This window comes from Balneatrix alpica DSM 16621 (genome assembly GCF_000619885.1).
Lineage (GTDB): Bacteria > Pseudomonadota > Gammaproteobacteria > Pseudomonadales > Balneatricaceae > Balneatrix > Balneatrix alpica.
The window spans coordinates 372,531-393,194 of the sequence record NZ_KK211039.1; the positions used below are offsets into that span (position 1 = coordinate 372,531).

The window sequence follows — 20,664 nt, forward strand, 5'->3', positions numbered from 1 at the left end:
ATTATCAAGAGGTCAATGCACTACTCAATGAAGCGGAGTCATTCACAGCAGCCGCATTGAGACTGCGCGCAATACGCTTATTCAAACCAGACAACACCTTGCCCGGCCCGCATTCAAGCATAGACTCAATTCCTTGAGCAACCATAAATTCAACACAGCGTGTCCAAAGCACGGGACTATAAAGCTGTTGCAGTAATTTTTCTGTCATTTCCGCAACCGATGCAGCCACCTGCGCATCGACATTCTGCACGACAGGAATACTCGGCATTTGCAGACTGAGGGTACTAATCACCTCCGCCAAACGATCCGCCGCAGGGCGCATTAACGCGCAATGAGAAGGCACACTTACCGGCAAGGGCACTGCACGCTTTGCCCCTGCAGCTTTACAGGCTTCAACCGCACGCTCAACTGCAGCAACACTACCTGCAATGACAATTTGTCCTGGGGAGTTATAGTTCACAGCCGCAACAACGTCACCCTGAGCCGCCGCAGCACAACAGGCTTCTACCTGCTCATCTTCCAATCCCAGGATCGCCGCCATCGCTCCTGTGCCAGCCGGCACAGCTTCCTGCATAAAACGTCCGCGCTGTTGCACAAGGCGCACACCATCAGCAAGGCTCATCGCCCCAGCACAAACCAGTGCAGTATATTCCCCCAAGCTGTGACCCGCCATCAGGGCCGGCTGCGCTCCACCCTGCTGCTGCCATAGGCGCCAAATTGCCACACCAGAGGTCAAGAGCGCAGGCTGAGTATTTTCAGTCTGATTCAATCTCTCTTCCGGCCCTTGCTGTGACAACGCCCACAAGTCCATCCCCAAGGCTTCCGATGCTTCTGCATAGGTTTCACCTACAATGGGATGCTCAGCTGCCAGCTCCGCCAGCATTCCCAGGTGCTGGGAACCCTGTCCGGGAAATACCAATGCTAGTTTTGCTTCCATTGTGCCTCTCTACATATTGGTCAAATTGACATAGTTGGCATCAAGCCTGTGCCTGTATTTTTGCCAAGGACTGCGCCAGGCGTTGCGGCACGCGATGCCTTGCTACTTGGGCAGCATAGTGCAAGGCCGCCAAGAAGGCATCCTCATCCGCACCACCATGACTCTTAATCACACCTCCGCGCAGCCCTAATAGCATAGCACCGTTACGTACGCCGGGCTCAAAGCGCCTTGCCCAGCTCCGCAAAGCCGGACGCAACGCCGCAGCCAACACCCGAGTATGCCAGCGCGACTGCAAGTACTCCTTCAATGAACCCAACAGCAAGCGTGCAACCCCTTCCCCTGTTTTCAAGGCCACATTACCGCTAAAACCATCGCAGACAATGACATCAACACTACCTGAAAAAAGCGTATTTCCCTCTACGTAACCACGAAACTCAATCGCAGAGAGCGCTTCCAGTACCCGTGCTGCCTCCTGGATACGTGCAATGCCCTTAGTATGCTCAACCCCCACATTAAGCAGCGCCACTCTGGGGCAGGAGAGTTCATCAAGCGCCATGGCCAGGGCAGCGCCTAGCTGAGCAAATTGCACCAGTTGCGCAGCCCCTGCTTCCAGATTAGCACCGACATCAAGCAAATAACTGTGTCCATAGCGGGTGGGTATCGCCGTGGCAATAGCAGGCCGCTCCACCCCTTCTAGCATGCCTAGTACTTTCCAGGCCATTGCCATCAGTGCTCCGGTATTACCTGCACTTAAAGCAACATCAGCCTGCGCAGCCGCAACACTCTCCAGCATCCGGTAAAGCGATGAGTCCTGCTTATTACGTAATGCACTAGAAGGTTTTTCTTCCATGCCTACCTGTTGACTACAAGCAACAAGCGCACAACGACACTGGTCTTGGCCAAGAGATGATAGAAATGGAGCAACAACCTCGGGATCACCCATTAAATGCAGATGAATATGAGGATCAGCGGAGAGAAAGCGGGCAATAGCGGGGAGAGTAATGCGGGGACCGAAGTCCCCGCCCATCACATCAACTGCAATGGTTAAGCGATTAGACAAGATCAGTCTTCAGACTTGCCTGCAATCACTTGACGACCACGGTAAAAACCGTCGGGAGTAACGTGGTGACGCAGGTGAGTTTCACCGCTAGTCGGGTCGATGCTCAGCGCAGGTGCAACCAGCGCATCATGAGAACGACGCATACCACGCTTAGAACGGGTTTTACGGTTCTGTTGTACTGCCATGACAAAGAAGCTCCTAAGTCAAATTACTTTTTCAGTTGTGCTAACACAGCAAAAGGATTGGACGCTGGCCTTTCGTCCACCTCAGATTGGACCGGCTCCCCGAACTCAGTTTGCACTTCACAATCGTCGTGCATAGCCACCAGAGGCAGCGCCAAGATCAGTTCGTCTTCCAGCACCGGAAGCAACTCCACCTGCTCCTCACTGACGATCATCGGATCGTAGTAAGAAGGCAAAGCAGCTGCTGCTTCATCGTGCCATGCCATTCCCATAGAGAGCTCTGTCTCTAGCGTCTTTACAACAGGCGTCAAGCAACGCTGACAAATCAACGTCACCTGGGTCTGAAGCTGACCACGCATATAGCGCAAGCCCTCTTCATCTACGCCAAATTGCAGCTGCGCTTTTACTGCTCCCTCGGAGCCCTGCAGCGACTCACAAAGGCGCGCAAAATGGGAAAGGGGCAACTCCCCGGACCAGGAGAAGCCTTTTTCAGCCCACTTACGTGGATTAATAATTGCCGGAAATGCTTGATTCGACATAAGCGCGCAATGATATTCACCAAGCTAATTGGTGTCAAAGCCAAAAGTATGATTTAACGGCTAAAATACCGCACCCTCTACAGCCGCAAGGTGAATAACATGCCTGCTATAGTATTAGCATCAACCAGTCCTTATAGACGTCAGCTATTAGAACGGCTGCTGCCAGAATTTATTTGCGCTGCCCCCGATGCGGATGAAACACCCCTTCCCAGGGAGCAACCTCAGGCATTAGCTGAGCGGTTAGCTCAAGCCAAAGCACTTAGCCTTGCCAAACACTATCAGGACGCCATTATTATTGGCTCTGATCAAGTTGCCAGTTGTCAGGGCAATATCCTGGGTAAACCCGGAACTTACAGCCAAGCACTAGCGCAACTTCTCGCTTGCCAAGGGCAACGCGTCACATTCTACACTGGCCTGTGCCTGCATCATACCCAAAGCGGTAAAACTTCTAGCTGGGTTGAGCCCTTTCATGTGCATTTTCGCCAACTGAGCCAAACACAGCTGGAAAATTACTTATTGCGTGAGCAGCCTTATGACTGCGCTGGCAGTTTTAAAATGGAAGGATTGGGAATTGCGTTGTTTGAGCGTTTAGAAGGAGATGATCCGAATGCTCTGATCGGGCTCCCCCTGATTCGCCTTGTTTCCATGCTAAGCGATCAGGGGGTAAACATTTTGTAAAAGTGTTCCCACCTAACGCAGTTGTAAATGGCTTTGGGTGAGGATGCGGGCCATGCCCTCACCCACCATCACGCCAAACTCTTTCGCAAGCTGTTCAAACCGGCTCGGTTCGGGACGGTAATTCACTAAATCAGGCGCACCCACGACATCTCGAGCCACCGTATCAACACTAGCCAGGGCATCAATCAGCCCTAACTGCAGTGCTTGCTGCCCTGTCCAGACCAGCCCCGAAAACAACTCAGGGGACTCTTTCAAGCGCTCGCCTCGCCCACGCTGCACCTGCTCAATGAACTGCTTGTGGGTGGTATCCAATACCTGCTGCCACAACTCATCCACTTTGGCAGAGCGCGGACTAAAGGGATCAAGAAAGTTTTTATATTCGCCAGCCGTTAGTGCACGACGTTCAATACCGAGCTTGTCCATTAAACCGACAAAGCCAAAGCCGGCAGATATCACTCCAATGGAGCCAACCAAACTTGCCTTATCCGCATAGATTTTATCCGCCGCCGCGGCTACGTAATAACCACCCGAGGCACCAATATCACTAATCACCGCGTAAAGTGGTTTTTGTGGGTGAGTAGTCCGCAGGCGTATGATTTCGTCATAGATATAACCCGCCTGCACCGGACTACCACCAGGACTATTAATATGCAGAATGACAGCTTTTGCCGTGGGCTCATCATAAGCATCACGTAAAGCTTGAATGATCACCTCAGCATTGGCGTCTTCTTCATCCGCAATCACGCCACGGATATCGACTAACGCCGTATGCTCTTTGGGACTCACCTGCCCTTGCTGCCAACCAGGCAAAAACGCCAGCATTAACAATGCAGCCAAGTAGCCGAACGTTAAAAACTTAAAGAAAATACCCCAACGGCGTGCTCGGCGCTGCTCTTGAAACAACCCCATCACCAGCTTTTCAATCAGCCTCCACTCACGCTTGGACAAGTCCTTCTTAGCTAAAGCCTCTTGCAGCTGCTGCTCACTTGATGCCTGCTCCTGCTTCGGAGCCTCCCACTCACTCACACCTTCACTCCTCTTGTACTGAGCCAATGGGGCAATGCTCGGATATCCTCCAACACCCCATCCAACGGATATGCAGACAGTCGCGCGACATCATGGACACCATAGGTCACCGCCACCCTCGGCATCGCAGCAGCTTGCGCCATCGCCATGTCATAACTGGTATCCCCCACCATAACAGCCTCACTGGCTTGCACCTGAGCAACTTCAAGCAGTTGGTACAACATCAATGGATCTGGCTTGGAGGCGGTTTCATCAGCACAGCGACTATGAGCAAAGTAGCGATCCAACCCCGTTTTAGCAAAAACCCGGTTCAGACCCCGACGACTCTTACCTGTGGCTACCGCCAGACTGAGTCCAGCCTGCTGCAATTGCTCTAACACTTGCTCTGCTCCGCTAAACAGCGGACTGGGTTGCTGCTCGGCAGCAATAAAGTAGTCCACATAGTTCTGCCGCACCTGTTGCCGCTCTTGCGCACTCGCCTGAGGCAGCAGATCCATCAGGTATTCCGGTAGCCCCAAGCCTATACGCGATAAAATCGCCTGGGAGTCCGGCACAGGCAAGCCCACCTCTGCAATCGCCGCCGCCATACAATCATGGATGCGTTGACCTGAATTCATCAGGGTGCCATCCCAATCGAAGATGACTAACTTAATGGATTGTTGCATAGCACCTAAAAGATAACGGTATAAAGTGGATTTAAGCCCAAGGCCGAGTCACAGACTTCAACTTGTAGCGACTGCCTGGGTGCAATAACCGCGCACAACTAACCAACATACCGGCTGACCAGGTACGCCGACTCACTTGGATGCAGGGTTCAGTGGTGCTGATATCCAATAGCTGAGCCGCCCCCAAGTCAGGCAGTACCGCCTCCACCACATGCTCAAACTCAGACAGTGGACGCACCTGCATCAGGTATTCATGTGGAGTTAAACGGCTAAAGTCCTGTTCTAAATATTCAGGTACAGCCTGCGGATTAACATAACGATCTTCCAGTTGAATGGGCACGTTATCCTCACAGTGAATAATCACGGAATGATACACCCAGGCCCCTGGCTTTAAGCCCAGCTGATGAGCAACCGCCTCACTGGCAGTCACCCGCTGCAGACCTAGCATTCGACTTGAATAGCGGTGCCCTCGCCCCCGTACTTCTTCCGCAATATTACGCAGCTCCAGCAATGGCGACTCAGCACGATGATCTTTGACATAGGTGCCATCACCTGCAAAACGCTCCAGTAAACCTTCCGCCACCAGATCACGGATAGCCTTGTTCACTGTCATCCGGCTAACCCCAAAGCGTTCGGCCAATGCCACTTCAGCGGGAATCTTACTGCCTACTGCAAAGTGCCGATCGTTAATACCGCTACGAATAAAATCAATGATTTGCTGATAACGCGGCTTCATAGGCCTCCCTGCGTATGCAGCTCAAAATAATGGCTGTCTTCATTTAATAACCAGGCCAACTGGCGCGGCTTTTGATATGGCAAAGCATGATCAGTTCCCTTCAGTTGGTGATAACGCCAACCAAAGTGCTGCTGTAACTGTGCATAGTGTTGATGCAAAGCCGCTGGACTACGCCCACCGGCAATCAAACTCACCTGCGATCCCAGAGCCTCGAACAATGCCGTGCGATCCAATTGTTGGGCGGCGCGATTAACCGCATCCAAGGCATTGGCAAAACCTAGCGCCCGCTCCGCCAACCGTGCAATTGTCATCTGCTCAGTATGTTCGGACTTGTTGCGATGAGGAGATATATTGTCCAGAAAAATTCGAATCCCCTCTTCTGGACTACTGGAGCGGCGAATCAGTTGAGCGGCATCTGCATAACGCTGGCGCAGCTCCCGTACTGCACTGATATCCTCACGATCAAAGAGTGCTGGCTCAATTAACATTAGCTGAGCAAAGCGTTGAGGCTGCTGTTGCTTTAATAAGCTGGCCACCAACCCACCAAAGGAATACCCCACCAGGTCACAACTCTGCCAAGCTAATTGATCGAGCAGTGTTTGTAGATCCACCACCACATCCTGCACCTCAAATGCGTGCTCCTGCCCATCATGGAAATACGTTTTTGCCATACCACGTAAATCCGGCACTAGAATGCTGCTCCAGTGAGTCAAATGGGGCACAACCATATCCCACGTCAGCTCCCCCCCTACCCCCGCACCATGAAGTAGCAGTGCCTGTCGCGCCTGAGGGCAGGCGGCATTCTGATACAGCCGATAGCTTAAGCACACCTTATCGAGTTTTATTTCCTCAACGGTAACGGTATAAGAAGCAACACTCATACAGAATAAGACGCCCACATAATAAATGAAGGCGTTAAGCCTACACCTTTGTATAACGAGTGGGTAGAATGCCGCCTTCTTTGCCGGGAGTCCTAGTCAGTGGCATTGATTGAAGCGCTTCCTTATCGCGCCAGTGTTGAGGTCTTTCCCCTCCTGCGTGAGGGACCGTATCCCGTTTTGCTTGATAGCAATGCGGGTGAGCACCAAGCCGATCACACTCGTCAGGGTCGTTATGACATCCTGACGGCAGACCCTCTGCTGCGCTTAGTCGGCGACAGCAATGGCTGTCGTCTCTATGATAGCGAGCAGCGGCTTATGCCCTGCGCCAGCGATCCTTTCTGCGCCATGCAGGAACTATTGAACGAGTACCCATCCTGTCCCGAGCAACATCTACCTTTCACCGGTGGAGTGATTGGCTATTGGGGCTATGACCTTGGCCGCTTAGTGGAAACCTTACCTCAGCAGGCAAATGCTGATATCCATCTGCCCTGGATGCAGGCTAACTTATATCTCTGGGCGGTCATCACTGACCATCAACAACAGCAGAGCTGGCTAGTCAGCCACCCTCAGTGCCCACCATCACTGCTGCACAAATGGCGCCAACGCCTATTGCAACCAGCCGCTCCAGCACTTCCCACTGCGTCTTTCCAACTTAACCGCGCCTGGCAAAGTAACCTTAGCCGAGCCGACTATGGCAAACGCTTTCGCCGCATTCAGGAATACATTCGCTCAGGGGACTGCTATCAGGTCAACTTGGCACAGCGCTTCCAGGCACCTTATCAAGGGGATACCTGGCAAGCCTATCTACGCCTGCGTCAAGCCGCACCGACTCCCTTTGCCGCTTACCTGCCCTGGCAGGGAGGAGATGTACTGAGCCTGTCACCAGAACGCTTTTTGCAGGTGCGCGAACTTCAGGTAGAAACCAAGCCAATCAAAGGCACCCGTCCGCGGGCACAAGACCCGCGCATCGACCAGGAAAATGCTCAGGCACTATTACATAGCCCGAAAGATCGCGCAGAAAACCTGATGATCGTTGATCTGCTGCGTAATGATCTGGGGCGTAGCTGTATTATTGGTTCGGTCAAAGTGCCCAAACTGTTTGCGATTGAGAGCTATCCCAATGTGCATCATCTGGTCACAACTATTAGCGGTCGTTTGCAGCGCTCCCAGGATCGAGTTCCTTTATTAAAAGGTTGCTTCCCCGGTGGCTCTATTACCGGTGCCCCCAAAGTCAGGGCAATGGAAATCATCGAAGAACTTGAGCCCCATAGGCGCAGCCTCTACTGCGGTAGCATTGGCTACCTCAGCCTCAACGGGCAAATGGACACCAACATCAGCATTCGCACTCTTATTGCCCACCAGCAACAATTATATTGCTGGGCCGGTGGCGGGATAGTCGCGGACTCAGATGAAGAAGCGGAATATCAGGAAACCCTCAGTAAAGTGGGCAACCTGCTGCAAGCACTACGCGACTGAGTTCACCCTCGCACACTTGTAATGAAAAAGGGGCTACATCGAGCCCCTTCTTTACGCCTTATACGCCTCAAGTGACAGGTACAACTTAATGCTCAGGCAACTTCATCTCTGCAAAGAGTTCATCCAACTCAGCCTTTGAATTGCAATCAATTGCCTTCTGTACCAGGCTACGACGCAGATGCGGAGCAAATGCCTCAATAAAGTCATACATATAGCCACGTAAAAAGGTGCCCCGACGAAAACCAATTTTGGTGATGCTGGGCTCAAACAAATGACTGGCATCCAGTGCCACCAGATCCTCATCCGAACCTGGCTGAAACGCCATGGTGGCAATAATGCCTACCCCCAGCCCCAGACGCACATAAGTTTTGATGACATCCGCATCCACCGCAGTAAAAACGACCTTAGGCTGTAGCCCTCGGCTGGTAAAGGCTTCATCTAACTTAGAGCGGCCAGTAAAGCCAAAGACATAAGTAACAATCGGATACTCTGCCACCGCTTCCAGGGTCAATTTTGGCAGTTTTGCCAGTGGGTGATCCTTAGGTACAACAATAGAGCGATTCCAGGTGTAGCAGGGCATCATGATCAAATCATGGAAGTGCTCCATCGCCTCAGTCGCGATGGCAAAATCAACGGTACCATCCGCCGCCAGCTCCGCAATTTGCATTGGCGTGCCCTGGTGCATATGCAGGCTTACTTCAGGATAGCGACCCATAAAGGTCTGGATCACCGGCGGCAAGGCATAACGAGCCTGGGTATGGGTTGTCGCAATCGACAGGCTGCCCTTCTTCTCGTTACTAAACTCTTGAGCAACCTGCTTGATGCTTTCTACCCGGCGTAGAATTTCGCCCGCCTTTTGCAAAATCGCCTGACCGGCAGGAGTGATATGGGTGAGGTGTTTGCCACTGCGGGAAAAAATTTCAACGCCTAGCTCATCTTCTAGCAAACGAATCTGCTTACTAATGCCAGGCTGGGAAGTATACAGACTCTGTGCAGTCGCCGACACATTAAGATCGTGACGGGCGACTTCCCAGATATAACGCAATTGTTGCAACTTCATGGGGGCTCCCCTCAAGCCTCAGTTATAAAAAGAGGCTTATGTATTCCGTTACAGAATAATTTAGAGAAGAGTCCCACAAAGCTCAAGCAAGAACTTTATCTTACCTAGTGTTTACAGGCGTCCACGTAATGCGAGCAGCTGTTCAGCCGTTAGCACCCCTGCCCATGTCAACTCAGGACGATATTGGCCATCCGCTCCATAGAAAGCTAATGCCGGTGGGCCAATCAAACGGTAATGCTGATACATCTGGCTATGCTCCGCCGTATTAGCGGTCAAATCAATTTTGACCAAATGCACATCAGCAAAGGCGTTCACCACCTGTGCATCGCTAAACACGAAGTACTCCAGCTCTTTGCAGGAGATACACCAGTCGGCATAAAAATCCAGCATCACAGGCTTCCCTTCCTGCGCTGCCTGCAGCAGCTCAGCATCCAATTGCGCTTGTGTACTGACCAACTTAAACGCCAAACCCTGCCTAGCAGCGCTCACCCCAGCCGCCCCACCCCCCGCAAAGGGTTGTAATGGTTTGAGCACATTGTGACCGCCTGCTGCGGCACCCACCAGCAATAAAACGCCATAGAACGCCAGCAACAACCCCAAAGCCTGCCACGTCCTCCCCCAGCCACTGGCGCTGGGTCGTCCTACCACACCTAACGCAAACATCGACACGACCAATAGCAAACCCAGCAAGGCCATGCTCAGGGTGGCATCAAGCAAACGTGCCAGTATCCACCAGGCCATAAACAGCAAGAGCACACCGAAGGCTTGCTTGACCTTATGCATCCAGGCGCCGGCCCGCGGCAGCCAGTGACCCGCTGATCCTCCCAACACCAGCAATGGCACTCCCATGCCCATACTGAGCACAAATAAAGCCGCGCCTCCTAACCAAGGATCGCCTTGTTGGCCAATAAAAAGCAGGGCTCCCGCCAACGGCGCCGCAACACAGGGCCCCATTATCAAGGCTGATAATACCCCCATCACCGCCACACCACGCCAACTGCCGCCGCGCTGACGCTGACTCAATTCAGTCAAGTAGCTTTGTATGGCATTCGGCATTTGCAGGTTGAATACGCCAAACATCGCCAGTGCAAACAGTAAAAAAAACAACGCTGTTAGCAACAACACTCCCGGCATCTGTAGCCAAACCTGAATATTGGCACCAAACAAGCCGGCAATGACTCCCGCCGAGGTATAAGTCAGTGCCATCGACACGACGTAAACCAGAGCCAGGCAAAAGCCACGCCAGGCTGTGAGTTGCCGCTGTCCGGCCAGAATGCTGGACAGAATCGGCAACATAGGAAACACACAGGGAGTCAGAGCCAATCCCAAACCTGCCACAAAGAAAATGGCCAACACCAACCACCAGGGTTGGCGCTCTAGCAAGCTGACAAATTCAAACTGCCCTGCCTGCCACCAATTAGAGCTACTGCTAAGAGCCGATACAGTCGCCGGCGGAGGAGTCACCCCTTGCCCTTGTGGCAAGACCTGCCCTGCCGAGCCCTGAGCAGCATTGGTTTGGAGGACCGCTTGACTGTTCGCCAACCCTGCTCCAGCGGCCAAAGGCGCAACTTGGCTGACCTTCACCTCCTTGCTCACAGGGGGATAACAAATTCCACCTTCCCAACAACCCTGATAGGTGACTTTGATCACATCATCCGCCGGGCCACTCAGCGCACTGGCCATATCGACTTCCAGTGTCACTTCCTGGTAATACACCTCTACTTGGCCGAATAGTGGATCATCCTTGCTTTGTGAAGGAGGATAACGACGCTCCAGCAATAACACAGGGCCAGGGTTGCTCAACTCCACCTTATCCCGATAGAGGTAATAGCCGTCCGTAATCAGCCAGTTAAGAATCAGTTGATTACCTTGCTGTACCGCCGAAAATTGATAAGCCTGCTCAACCTCAAGCGGGCCTTCAGCCTGCGAGGAGAAAAGCCCAGCCCAGCTGGGCAGCACTAACACTAAACCAATCAATCCAACTAGACGCGCAAACATAGAGGCTCCTCACTTCGGTGCCCGTTCGACCCTGGGTCAATCTAAGAGTTCCGCAGGCATTATCCATATTTTCGTCTTAGCGCCCAGCTTCAAGGCTTAAGTCGCCTCCTTGACTGTGGTACAACATCAGCGGGGACGACTTAGTCGTTAGGGTATAAAGAAGGCTTCCACGAAGGAGCCTCAGATTTCAGGGCAATGCCCAGGTAACAACATGACGGATTTACGCGTAGAAAACCTCAATATTGAGTCGCAAACACTGCTGATCACACCGGATCAGCTAAAAGACAAACTTCCTCTCTCAGACCAGGCCTGTGCCAGCGTCATGGCGGGACGCCAAACCATTCGAAACATTCTAGATGGCAAGGATCACCGCCTATTCGTAGTGGTTGGTCCCTGCTCGATTCACGATGTTGCAGCGGCCAAAGACTATGCCGAGCGCCTGCGTCAATTGGCTGATGAAGTCTCCGATACTCTGTTCTTAGTGATGCGAGTCTATTTTGAGAAGCCTCGTACCACTGTCGGCTGGAAGGGACTAATCAATGACCCTCATCTCAATGACACCTTTGAGATCGAAGAGGGCCTGCATATTGCGCGTCAGCTGTTACTGGATTTGGCTGAGACTGGTCTGCCTCTGGCAACCGAGGCACTGGATCCTATCTCTCCACAGTATCTGCAAGATTTGATTAGCTGGTCCGCCATCGGTGCCCGTACCACTGAATCCCAAACCCACCGGGAAATGGCCAGTGGTCTTTCCTGTGCCATCGGTTTCAAGAACGGTACTGATGGCAGCCTTGATGTTGCCATCAACGCTCTCAAGTCCGTTTCTCAACCGCACAGTTTTCTCGGCATCAACGAGAATGGCCAGGTAGCGATTACCCGCACCCGTGGCAATGCCTATGGCCATGTTGTTCTACGCGGTGGTGGCGGCAAGCCGAACTATGACTCGGTTAGCGTAGCCCTCTGTGATCAACAACTGGACAAGGCCAAGCTGCAGGCCAACATCATGGTTGATTGCAGCCACGCTAACTCCAGCAAGAACCCTGAACTGCAGCCCTTAGTTGCCGAGAACGTTGCCAATCAAATCCTGGAGGGTAATAAGTCGATTGTAGGACTGATGATTGAGAGCCACATCAAGGCAGGCAACCAGTCTATTCCGGCCGATCTTTCTCAGCTGGAGTACGGCGTATCCGTCACGGATGGCTGCATCGATTGGGACACCACGGCCAAATGCCTGCGTGATATCCGCGCACGTTTAAAGGACATACTTCCTGGTCGGCGCAGTTAATCACCTTCAGGGAGGATCAGGGGCAGCCCGCCTCCCCTCCCTAAACACGCCAGACAAATAAAAAGGCAGAGCCGAGGCTCTGCCTAATGGAAGGGAAAAATCCGTTTAAAAACGTAGGTTAAGCACTTTAGCGATTTCAGCACGTTTCGCTATTTACAGATCTAACGAGTTAATACTCAGTATTCAATTTTACAATCGATTCACAGTTAAGTGATTCACGATTAAGACTCTTACTGCTACTCCAGCATTCATTTAAACACTTGCTATCAACTAACATTTGCTCTCACAAACACTTACCTTTAGTTAGCAGCGTTGAACCCTCCTCGTATTGGTTAACCAGATCAAGACACTTATGCAGCCCCTATCACTGGGAGAGTTTCGCGGATGCAGCTTTGCGCTGCATCCGTGACCGCCTCTGTTATCAATACGCTATCTAAGCTTTACCATCCCCAGCGGGGAGCATAACGAACAGAGAGCAGTGACTAAAGTTATAGCACAAGAGTACAAAAAACGTACAACTCTTCACCATAACATTTAGGCATATAAACTAGGCTTATTGATAATAGGCGTTGTCTTTAACGGTGTGATCAGTGACATCCCGCACGCCTACCAAACCTTTTACTCGCTCCACCAGGGTTTTCTCAACCCCTTCCTTCAGGGTCATGTCCACTGCGCTACAGCCCTGGCAACCCCCACCAAACTTCAGAATAGCCAACTTGCCTAGCTCAGTGTCCTCTAGACGGACCAAACTCACTTCGCCACCATGACTAGCCAAACCAGGATTCACTTCCGAGTAGAGAATATAGTTAATCTGATCTTCGATAGGGCTATCTGGATTCACCTTGGGCATCTTGGCATTCGGCGCCTTAATCGTCAGCTGCCCACCCATGCGGTCAGAAGCATAGTCCACCACAGCCTCTTCCAAATAAGGAATACTGTTGGGTTCTACATAGACACGAAACTTCGCTAGTTCCATCACTTCATCAGTGGGAATAACTTCTTCAGGACGGCAATACGCCAAGCAAGTTTCAGCATAAGGCGTTCCAGGCTGGGTTACGAAAATACGTACAGCAATCCCTTCTACACCTTGCTTTTCAAGCAGTTGCGCCAGGTAGTCCTGAGCGCTGTCGGTTACAGTCAACATAGCAGCCTTACCTCATCAAAGTGCCTCTATTGTAAGGGAGTGCTGATATAAGTTAAACCCTACTAAATCGCTTGGTTATTATTTCCCCCAGCCAACTACGCTTTTTGCTACAATGCCGCCACTCTCTTTAGATGTACTTCGTTTGTGCGCACGCGAAAACTCCTTTCCTTGAGCTTACCCATCATGATCGGCATGCTTTCCCAAAGCCTGCTGAACTTGGTCGATACCGCCTTAGTGGGCCCCTACGGTGAGGTGGCATTGGCTGGGGTCGGCCTCGGTGGATACGTGGCGTTTCTTGCTGCTTCTGTACTCCTGGGGTTAGCTGCCGGTGTACAGGGACGCACTGCCCGCTTTCTTGGCCGCCAACAACCTCAGCTGTTTGCCCCTCTTCTCAGCAGTGCCTGTTTACTCGCATTGCTACTGGGTACCAGTCTCACTTTACTAATGCTCACCGCTGCGCCTTGGTTGCTGAACTGGCTAAATCCATCAGCGGAGGTGCAGCACACTGCATCAAGTTACCTATTCTGGCGTTTACTTGCCCTACCAGCAGTCGCACTAAACTTGGTTTTTCGCGGCTTTTTCCATGGTCAGGGCAGTACCCTCGCCTATCTCAAATGGTTAGCTGCTTTGCATGGACTCAATATTTTACTGAGTTTAGTGCTGGTAAAAGGCTACCTGGGATTACCGGAATGGGGCCCAGAGGGGGCAGGGTTAGGTACCTTCATTTCACTATGGCTGGGGTGCGGCATCTTCGCCTGGCGGAGTTGGCGGCAAACCCATAGCCGTTGGGCACCCTGCTGGCGCACTGGCAAAGGTCTGATCCGCACCCTGATTCCCCATTCAACTCAGCAATTGTTTTTTGCTTTTGGCCTGATGCTGATGTTTTGGGTGATTGGCCTGATCGGAACCCGTGAACAGGCAGTGGCTCACGTACTGGTCAATTTGTCCCTGCTATTGATTCTTCCTGGCGTCGGCACCGGGATTGCCTGCACAACGCTGATCAATCAGGATTTAGGGCGTCAGCAGCAAGACTCCGCCTTTGCCTGGGGAGTAACAGGCGTCCGCTTGGCGTTTATCCTCCTGGCCCTGTTAGCGTTACCCTTATGGCTATTCAGTGACAGCATTCTGGCGCTTTTCCTGCATCAGCCCGAATTGATCGCTCTGGCGCAAACTCCTCTAAAACTCACAGCACTGATGCTGGTCTTAGATGCGGCAGCCCTAGTGCTCAATCAGGCTTTATTGGGTTGTGGCTCAGGCAAAACAGCCATGCAAATCAATATTGCCAGCCAGTGGTTATTCTTTTTGCCCTTTGCCTGGCTATTCGGCCCCGTACTCGGAGGCGGCTTGGTAGCCATTTGGCTGGTACACTTTGTGCAACGTTGTTTGTCGTCTGTCTTGTTTCTATGGATTTGGCATAAAAGAAACTGGCAATATGCGCCTATCTGACGCGCTCACCTGACCCTGGGCTCTAGCATGGAACAGCATCTGGTTTATTCGTTTTTCTTAATTTTTGCAGGCGCTGCACTGCTTGCCTCTGTAGCACTCTACACTCGGCAACCACTATTGGTTGCCTATATTGTGTTAGGCGCCACCTTTGGCCCCTACGGTTTTGGTTGGGTGGCCGACATTAAGCTACTGGATGAAATCGCCCACATCGGTATTATTTTTCTGTTGTTCCTGCTCGGCCTGGACATGCAGCCCTCCCACCTGATTCATATGCTACGAAAAGCCACGCTGGTCGCTGTACTAAGCTCCTTAGCCTTTGCCGGCTTTGGCTATGCGGTGGGCATACTCTTTGGTTTTAGTCAGACGGAAAGCCTGATTATTGGCTTAGCCATGATGTTCTCCAGCACCATCATTGGTATCAAGCTTCTTCCTACTACCGTACTACACCACAAGCATACCGGTGAGCTAGTAGTCGGCTTGCTATTGCTGCAAGACGTGATTGCCATCATCGTGCTGCTTGCACTTTATTCCGGCGAAGGAGATGGTGGAGCCAGTACTTATTTGAAGACCTTACTCGCCTTCCCAGTAATGATTGGGTTCGCCTTTGTCTTCGTCAAATATGTGTTACTGCGCCTGATCCAGGCCTTTGACCGCTTCCATGAATATATTTTCCTGGTTGCCATTGGCTGGTGCTTAGGTTTAGCAGAGGGCGCTCAGTGGCTCGGTTTATCAGCAGAAATGGGGGCTTTTACCGCCGGGGTCGCGTTAGCCACCAGCCCTATCTCTCAGTACATCGCCACCAGTCTGAAGCCATTGCGTGATTTCTTCTTAATTCTGTTCTTCTTCTCGATTGGCGCCAGCTTCAATCTAGCCTTGCTGGATGACATTCTGCTGCCCGCCTTGGTCTTGGCAGCGCTGGTGTTGGGCCTCAAGCCGGTTATTTTCCGCTTACTGCTCACCCGCATTAGCGAAGGGCGCTCGATGGGATGGGAGATAGGCTTCCGTCTTGGTCAGGTCAGCGAGTTCTCCCTGTTGATCGCCTACCTAGCCACGGATCTACGCTTAATCGGCATAGAAGCTTCCCATGTGATACAGGCCACCGCGATTCTGACCTTTCTGTTGTCGTCCTATATCGTTGCCTTTAATTTTCCCTGTCCAATTGCCATACCGGACCATCTACGTCGCGACTAACTAAAGAAGGATGTAGGCACATAAAGCGATTTATGCTGAGAAACACGGAAAAAAACGCACTCATGGAGAAAGTATTTGACTTTATGTAACCGGCTACAGACAAGTCAACGGAGCTTGGCTATACTAGCTCGGCGTGCTTAAGTTTGATCCCCTAGGGCAGGGAGTGAGAAGGGCCAGCCTGGTGTCGGCCCTTCTGCCCGATTTTCCCCTACCTTCGTACATCACTAACGCACTGGTGTGCGCATCGTCACAAACTCTTCTGCTGCTGTAGGATGAATGCCAATCGTGGCATCAAAGACCGCTTTGGTCGCTCCAGCTTTTAACGCTACCGCCATCCCCTGAATAATTTCGCCAGCTTCAGCTCCCACCATATGAATGCCTAACACCTTATCGGTTGTTTGATCCACCAGCATCTTCATCAGCGTACGCTCTTCACTCCCCGACAATGTGTGCTTGAGCGCCCGGAAGCTGGAACGATACACCGCCACCTGGTGTCCCTGCTCTATTGCCTGTGCTTCTGTTAAACCAACCGTGGCAATATTCGGATGGGTAAAAACAGCAGTGGGAATGTACTGATAATCCGGCTGAGGACGCCCCTCACCAAACAGGTGGTGAGCCAGAAAGGTGCCCTCCGCCAGAGCAACTGGAGTCAGCTGTACCCGATTGATCACATCCCCCAGCGCATAAATGGAAGGCACTGAAGTCTGGAAGCTGTCATTAACCACGACCGCTCCTTGCTGATCCAATACCACTCCAAGCGCCTCAATCCCTAAGCCCTGTACGTTCGGCTTGCGACCGGTTGCATAGAGCACTTGCTGCACCTGCAGCGTCTCGCCGCTGCTCAAGCTGACTTGCAACGCACCAGGCTCCCCTGCCAGCGCCTTCACCTCCGTGTTGAAGTGCAACTTCACCCCTTTTTTAGTCATTTCCTCAGCGACAAAGGCACGTATTTCATCATCAAAGCCACGCAAAAACAGTGAGCCGCGATAACAAAGATGCGTCTCCACCCCTAAGCCAGCAAAGATACTGGCAAACTCCACCGCGATATAACCTCCCCCCACAATCACCATTGCCTGGGGTAATGTCTCCAGATCAAATACCTCATTGGAGGTAATCGCTAATTCCTTACCTGTCACCTCAGGAATAAACGGCCAGCCACCAGTTGCCAACAAAATCCGTTCTGCCCGATAACGTTGGCCCGCCACCTCAACCTCATGAGGCCCCACAACCCGGCCACGGCCATCAATCAAGCTCACTCCGGCCTGGCCGAGCATATTGCGGTAAATACCATTAAGGCGGGCAATTTCCGCTTTCTTATTGTCACGCAAGGTCGACCAATCAAAACGTACAGACTCAACCTGCCAGCCAAAACCAGCCGCATCATCAAAATCATGTCCATAGTGAGCAGCATAGGAATACAGTTTCTTCGGCACGCAACCAACATTGACACAGGTGCCTCCCATATAGCGGTCTTCACATACCGCCACCCGCGCACCTAGGCCTGCTGCCATCCGCGCTGTACGCACCCCACCCGAACCGGCACCGATGACAAACAAATCAAAATCGTATTGGCTCACCTTCACTTCCTCTTCATTAGATTGTCCCAGTGTATAAAAGCTTTAACTGATATACGACTCGCATGGTGCTAAGACGCCGATCGAGCCGCCAAGTTCCTCTGGAGACTTTGCTTCTGTTAGGCAGCCTGCTAGAGTTTTCCGCTTGGTCGATACAAGCTGATAATTATGAAAACGAAAGATGTCATCTTCTTCGAACAAGCGACCACCGTCCCTGCACTTTTTCTAGAACGTGTCCGTCGCAGCGAAGAACAAACTGCCTATCAAGTCCACGATGCAGCCACCCGCCAATGGAAAGGGGTGAGCTGGAAAGAAGTCGCCAAGGAAGCCGCCCGCTGGCAACAAGCCTTCCGTAATGAAGGCCTGCAAGCAGGTGACCGTGTTGCCCTGATGATTAAAAACTCCCTGGATTGGGTGTTATTTGATTTAGCCGCCCTTGGCTTGGGCCTGGTTACCGTCCCCCTATACATCAATGATCGGGTCGGTAATGTTGCCCACATCCTGCAGGATACCGAAGCTAAATTAGTGCTCTTTAGCTCCAGTAGCCAATGGCGCCAGTTACAGGATATGGAGGCCCAGCTCCCCCATTTGCAACGGGTACTGGCACTACAACCGGATGAGCGCAGTGATATTACTGCGCTGGAAGATTGGCTCCCTCCCCATGCTGACCTGCCTTACGCCCTGGCACAGGTTGAGCCCGACAGCTTAGCTACCATTGTTTATACCTCCGGCACCACTGGCCTCCCCAAAGGCGTGATGCTCAGCCATCGTAATATGTTGATGGATGCCTCCTCTTCATTAGAGTTTATTGATGGCTACCAGGAGGACATTTTTCTATCGGTGTTGCCGCTGTCCCACATGCTGGAGCGTACCGGCGGCTACTACATCCCGATGATGCTAGGGGCCAGCGTCGCCCATGCTCGCGGCATCGAAACCCTCGCCCATGATCTCAAACAGGTCGCCCCCACCATTATGATTGCGGTGCCACGCTTGTTTGAGCGCTTCTATCGCAAAATTGTTGATGCGCTGAAGGATCAGCCGCAAAAACGCCGCCTCTTCCGGTTGGCAGTTAAAGCCGGCTGGCGCCAATTTATGTATCAGCAGGGGGAAATGCGCTGGCATCCTTTGTGTTTGCTGGCCCCTATTCTGGTGCCCAAGGTTTCACAAAATATCCGGGATGCCTTTGGCGGACGTTTGCGCATTGCCGTCAGTGGCGGTGCAGCACTGGCCAATGAGCTGGCGGAAATCTTCTGCGGCCTGGGCATGAATCTGCTCCAAGGGTATGGCTTAACCGAAGCCAGTCCCGTTGTTTCAGTCAACCACCTCACCGGTAACCACCCCTTTAGTGTGGGCCGTCCGTTAAGCCACCTACAAATTCGTTTAGGGGAGAACGGCGAGCTACTGGTCAAGGGAGACTCCGTCATGCAGGGCTATTGGAAACAAGCCGATGCTACCGCCGCAATTCTGGATGCCGATGGCTGGCTAAGCACCGGAGACCTGGCGGAAATTGACCAACGCGGGCGTATTCATATCCGGGGTCGTGCCAAAGACATTATGGTGCTTTCCAATGGTGAGAACATCTCCCCCAATGACCTAGAACAGGCCATGGCATTGGATCCGTTAGTTGAACAAATCATGGTAGCGGGGGATGGCCAGGCCTTCCTGACCGCCATTGTGGTGGTGAACCCAGAAAACTGGCGCGATTACTGCCAAAGTGAAGGCCTCAACCCTAAACAGTTGCAGGAGTTACCTCAGGCCGCACGGACTAAATTAGTACGTCGCCTGAATGGCAGCCTGGGACAAATGCCGGGCTATGCCAAAATTCGCCAAGTCCTTCTGACCGATCAGGGCTGGACGGTAGAAAACCAATGTCTCACCCCTACCCTCAAGCTGCGCCGCCTGCAGATCATGGCTCGCTTCAAAGAGCAGCTAAAATCCATCTATTCGCAGATGCCGAGCTAATATGAAAATTATTTCCTTTAATATCAATGGCCTCCGTGCACGCCCCCATCAATTAGCGGCGCTGATTGAACAACACCAACCCGATGTCATTGGCCTGCAGGAAATCAAGGTCGCGGATGAGCAGTTTCCCCTGGCGGATGTACAGGCACTGGGTTACCAGGTGCACTATCATGGCCAAAAAGGCCACTATGGCGTGGCCTTACTCTCCAAGCAGGCGCCCTTGGCGTTAGAGAAGGGCTTTCCCGATGATGAAGAGGATGCCCAACGCCGAATGATCATCGGCACTTACGCTGATGCCGAAGGCAAACCCGTGATCGTGCTCAATGGCTATTTCCCGCAAGGAGAAAGCGTTGACCATCCCCTCAAGTTCCCCCATAAACGCCGCTTCTATAACCAGTTGCAGGATTACCTGGAGCAACGCCTGGATAATCAACAGCAGGTAGTGGTGATGGGAGACTTTAATATTTCACCGGCGGATAACGATATTGGCATCGGTGAAGACAACCGTAAGCGCTGGCTGCGTACCGGCAAAACCAGCTTCCAGCCGGAAGAGCGCGAGTGGTATCAGCGTTTGCTTGGATGGGGTTTAACCGACACCTGGCGCCAACTTAACCCAGATAACCAGGAATGGTTTAGCTGGTTCGACTACCGTAGCAAAGGCTTTGAGGACACCCCCAAGCGGGGGCTGCGCATCGACCACATTCTGGTCACCTCTCCCTTGCTGGCCAAACTGCAGGATGCAGGGATTGATTACACAATCAGAGCAATGGAAAAGCCTTCTGACCACTGTCCGATCTGGGCTAGCTTTCGCTAATCCAGGGTAA

19 protein-coding genes are annotated in these 20,664 nt (G+C 52.3%); 7 read left to right on the plus strand and 12 right to left on the minus strand.

Annotated features, from left to right (window positions below; genetic code table 11):
- Positions 1–4: 4 nt before the first annotated feature.
- The 4 genes from fabD to Q334_RS0111105 are packed head-to-tail and all read right to left on the minus strand — an operon-like array spanning position 5 to position 2,718.
- Positions 5–937 carry an ACP S-malonyltransferase gene (fabD, locus tag Q334_RS0111090; protein ID WP_027313267.1) on the minus strand — a complete coding sequence of 311 codons (933 nt, stop codon included), beginning with the start codon at positions 935–937 and terminating at the stop codon, positions 5–7.
- Between the two features lie 40 nt (positions 938–977).
- The gene (gene plsX, locus Q334_RS0111095) at positions 978–1,997 is read right to left on the minus strand and encodes a phosphate acyltransferase PlsX (RefSeq protein ID WP_027313268.1); all 1,020 of its coding nucleotides are present in this window, start codon (positions 1,995–1,997) and stop codon (positions 978–980) included.
- A 2-nt stretch (positions 1,998–1,999) separates the two neighbouring features.
- Positions 2,000–2,182, minus strand: a complete 183-nt coding sequence (gene rpmF / locus Q334_RS0111100; protein WP_027313269.1) for a 50S ribosomal protein L32 — start codon at positions 2,180–2,182, stop codon at positions 2,000–2,002.
- Positions 2,183–2,205: 23 nt separating this feature from the next.
- On the minus strand, positions 2,206–2,718 hold the full coding sequence (locus Q334_RS0111105) for a YceD family protein (RefSeq protein WP_027313270.1): 513 nt from the start codon (positions 2,716–2,718) through the stop codon (positions 2,206–2,208).
- A 99-nt stretch (positions 2,719–2,817) separates the two neighbouring features.
- Here Q334_RS0111105 and Q334_RS0111110 point away from each other — a divergent pair, with 99 nt between their 5' ends.
- Positions 2,818–3,396 (plus strand): Maf family protein, encoded by a 579-nt coding sequence (locus Q334_RS0111110; protein ID WP_027313271.1) that lies wholly within the window; start codon positions 2,818–2,820, stop codon positions 3,394–3,396.
- Positions 3,397–3,408: 12 nt separating this feature from the next.
- Here Q334_RS0111110 and sppA read toward each other — a convergent pair whose 3' ends face one another.
- Genes sppA through Q334_RS0111130 form a run of 4 tightly spaced genes read right to left on the minus strand, consistent with a single transcriptional unit; the run spans position 3,409 to position 6,704 of the window.
- Positions 3,409–4,422: a signal peptide peptidase SppA gene (gene sppA, locus Q334_RS0111115; protein WP_027313272.1), complete on the minus strand. Its 1,014-nt coding sequence runs from the start codon at positions 4,420–4,422 to the stop codon at positions 3,409–3,411.
- A complete protein-coding gene (locus tag Q334_RS18890; protein ID WP_035461353.1) occupies positions 4,419–5,087 on the minus strand; it encodes an HAD family hydrolase in 669 nt (222 codons plus the stop codon). The genes sppA and Q334_RS18890 overlap by 4 nt, the downstream gene beginning before the upstream one ends.
- A 31-nt stretch (positions 5,088–5,118) precedes the next feature.
- A complete protein-coding gene (gene hutC, locus Q334_RS0111125) occupies positions 5,119–5,823 on the minus strand; it encodes a histidine utilization repressor (RefSeq protein ID WP_027313273.1) in 705 nt (234 codons plus the stop codon).
- Positions 5,820–6,704, minus strand: coding sequence for an alpha/beta fold hydrolase (locus tag Q334_RS0111130; protein WP_081414430.1), 885 nt, complete (start codon positions 6,702–6,704; stop codon positions 5,820–5,822). The genes hutC and Q334_RS0111130 overlap by 4 nt, the downstream gene beginning before the upstream one ends.
- Positions 6,705–6,803: 99 nt before the next feature.
- Here Q334_RS0111130 and pabB point away from each other — a divergent pair, with 99 nt between their 5' ends.
- On the plus strand, positions 6,804–8,180 hold the full coding sequence (gene pabB / locus Q334_RS0111135; protein ID WP_027313275.1) for an aminodeoxychorismate synthase component I: 1,377 nt from the start codon (positions 6,804–6,806) through the stop codon (positions 8,178–8,180).
- An 85-nt stretch (positions 8,181–8,265) separates the two neighbouring features.
- Here pabB and cysB read toward each other — a convergent pair whose 3' ends face one another.
- Positions 8,266–9,240 carry an HTH-type transcriptional regulator CysB gene (gene cysB / locus Q334_RS0111140; RefSeq protein WP_027313276.1) on the minus strand — a complete coding sequence of 325 codons (975 nt, stop codon included), beginning with the start codon at positions 9,238–9,240 and terminating at the stop codon, positions 8,266–8,268.
- Between the two features lie 111 nt (positions 9,241–9,351).
- Positions 9,352–11,238, minus strand: coding sequence for a protein-disulfide reductase DsbD (gene dsbD / locus Q334_RS0111145; RefSeq protein ID WP_027313277.1), 1,887 nt, complete (start codon positions 11,236–11,238; stop codon positions 9,352–9,354).
- 211 nt (positions 11,239–11,449) lie between these two features.
- On the opposite strand from dsbD, the gene Q334_RS0111150 reads away from it, so the two are divergent.
- Entirely contained in the window at positions 11,450–12,523 is a 1,074-nt protein-coding gene (locus Q334_RS0111150; protein ID WP_027313278.1) for a 3-deoxy-7-phosphoheptulonate synthase, read from the plus strand.
- Between the two features lie 553 nt (positions 12,524–13,076).
- Here the strand turns inward: Q334_RS0111150 and nfuA are convergent.
- Positions 13,077–13,667 carry a Fe-S biogenesis protein NfuA gene (gene nfuA / locus Q334_RS0111155; protein ID WP_027313279.1) on the minus strand — a complete coding sequence of 197 codons (591 nt, stop codon included), beginning with the start codon at positions 13,665–13,667 and terminating at the stop codon, positions 13,077–13,079.
- Between the two features lie 183 nt (positions 13,668–13,850).
- Here nfuA and Q334_RS0111160 point away from each other — a divergent pair, with 183 nt between their 5' ends.
- Together Q334_RS0111160 and Q334_RS0111165 are read left to right on the plus strand one after the other, a co-directional pair.
- Entirely contained in the window at positions 13,851–15,113 is a 1,263-nt protein-coding gene (locus tag Q334_RS0111160; RefSeq protein WP_051527735.1) for an MATE family efflux transporter, read from the plus strand.
- 27 nt (positions 15,114–15,140) lie between these two features.
- A complete protein-coding gene (locus tag Q334_RS0111165) occupies positions 15,141–16,304 on the plus strand; it encodes a cation:proton antiporter domain-containing protein (protein WP_027313281.1) in 1,164 nt (387 codons plus the stop codon).
- Between the two features lie 224 nt (positions 16,305–16,528).
- Here the strand turns inward: Q334_RS0111165 and gor are convergent, their stop codons facing one another.
- Positions 16,529–17,881 carry a glutathione-disulfide reductase gene (gor, locus tag Q334_RS0111170; RefSeq protein WP_027313282.1) on the minus strand — a complete coding sequence of 451 codons (1,353 nt, stop codon included), beginning with the start codon at positions 17,879–17,881 and terminating at the stop codon, positions 16,529–16,531.
- 165 nt (positions 17,882–18,046) lie between these two features.
- Here gor and Q334_RS0111175 point away from each other — a divergent pair, with 165 nt between their 5' ends.
- Both Q334_RS0111175 and xthA read left to right on the plus strand, forming a co-directional pair.
- On the plus strand, positions 18,047–19,840 hold the full coding sequence (locus Q334_RS0111175; protein ID WP_035461355.1) for an AMP-dependent synthetase/ligase: 1,794 nt from the start codon (positions 18,047–18,049) through the stop codon (positions 19,838–19,840).
- A 1-nt stretch (position 19,841) separates the two neighbouring features.
- Positions 19,842–20,654 carry an exodeoxyribonuclease III gene (xthA, locus tag Q334_RS0111180; RefSeq protein WP_027313284.1) on the plus strand — a complete coding sequence of 271 codons (813 nt, stop codon included), beginning with the start codon at positions 19,842–19,844 and terminating at the stop codon, positions 20,652–20,654.
- Positions 20,655–20,664: the final 10 nt, after the last annotated feature.

Coding starts and splice junctions, on each gene's coding strand:
- fabD (WP_027313267.1), bottom strand. CDS start 937: ATGGAAGCAAAACTAGCATTGGTATTTCCCGGACAGGGTTCCCAGCAC.
- rpmF (WP_027313269.1), bottom strand. CDS start 2,182: ATGGCAGTACAACAGAACCGTAAAACCCGTTCTAAGCGTGGTATGCGT.
- Q334_RS0111105 (WP_027313270.1), bottom strand. CDS start 2,718: ATGTCGAATCAAGCATTTCCGGCAATTATTAATCCACGTAAGTGGGCT.
- Q334_RS0111110 (WP_027313271.1), top strand. CDS start 2,818: ATGCCTGCTATAGTATTAGCATCAACCAGTCCTTATAGACGTCAGCTA.
- Q334_RS18890 (WP_035461353.1), bottom strand. CDS start 5,087: ATGCAACAATCCATTAAGTTAGTCATCTTCGATTGGGATGGCACCCTG.
- hutC (WP_027313273.1), bottom strand. CDS start 5,823: ATGAAGCCGCGTTATCAGCAAATCATTGATTTTATTCGTAGCGGTATT.
- Q334_RS0111130 (WP_081414430.1), bottom strand. CDS start 6,704: ATGAGTGTTGCTTCTTATACCGTTACCGTTGAGGAAATAAAACTCGAT.
- cysB (WP_027313276.1), bottom strand. CDS start 9,240: ATGAAGTTGCAACAATTGCGTTATATCTGGGAAGTCGCCCGTCACGAT.
- dsbD (WP_027313277.1), bottom strand. CDS start 11,238: ATGTTTGCGCGTCTAGTTGGATTGATTGGTTTAGTGTTAGTGCTGCCC.
- Q334_RS0111150 (WP_027313278.1), top strand. CDS start 11,450: ATGACGGATTTACGCGTAGAAAACCTCAATATTGAGTCGCAAACACTG.
- nfuA (WP_027313279.1), bottom strand. CDS start 13,667: ATGTTGACTGTAACCGACAGCGCTCAGGACTACCTGGCGCAACTGCTT.
- Q334_RS0111160 (WP_051527735.1), top strand. CDS start 13,851: ATGATCGGCATGCTTTCCCAAAGCCTGCTGAACTTGGTCGATACCGCC.
- Q334_RS0111165 (WP_027313281.1), top strand. CDS start 15,141: ATGGAACAGCATCTGGTTTATTCGTTTTTCTTAATTTTTGCAGGCGCT.
- Q334_RS0111175 (WP_035461355.1), top strand. CDS start 18,047: ATGAAAACGAAAGATGTCATCTTCTTCGAACAAGCGACCACCGTCCCT.
- xthA (WP_027313284.1), top strand. CDS start 19,842: ATGAAAATTATTTCCTTTAATATCAATGGCCTCCGTGCACGCCCCCAT.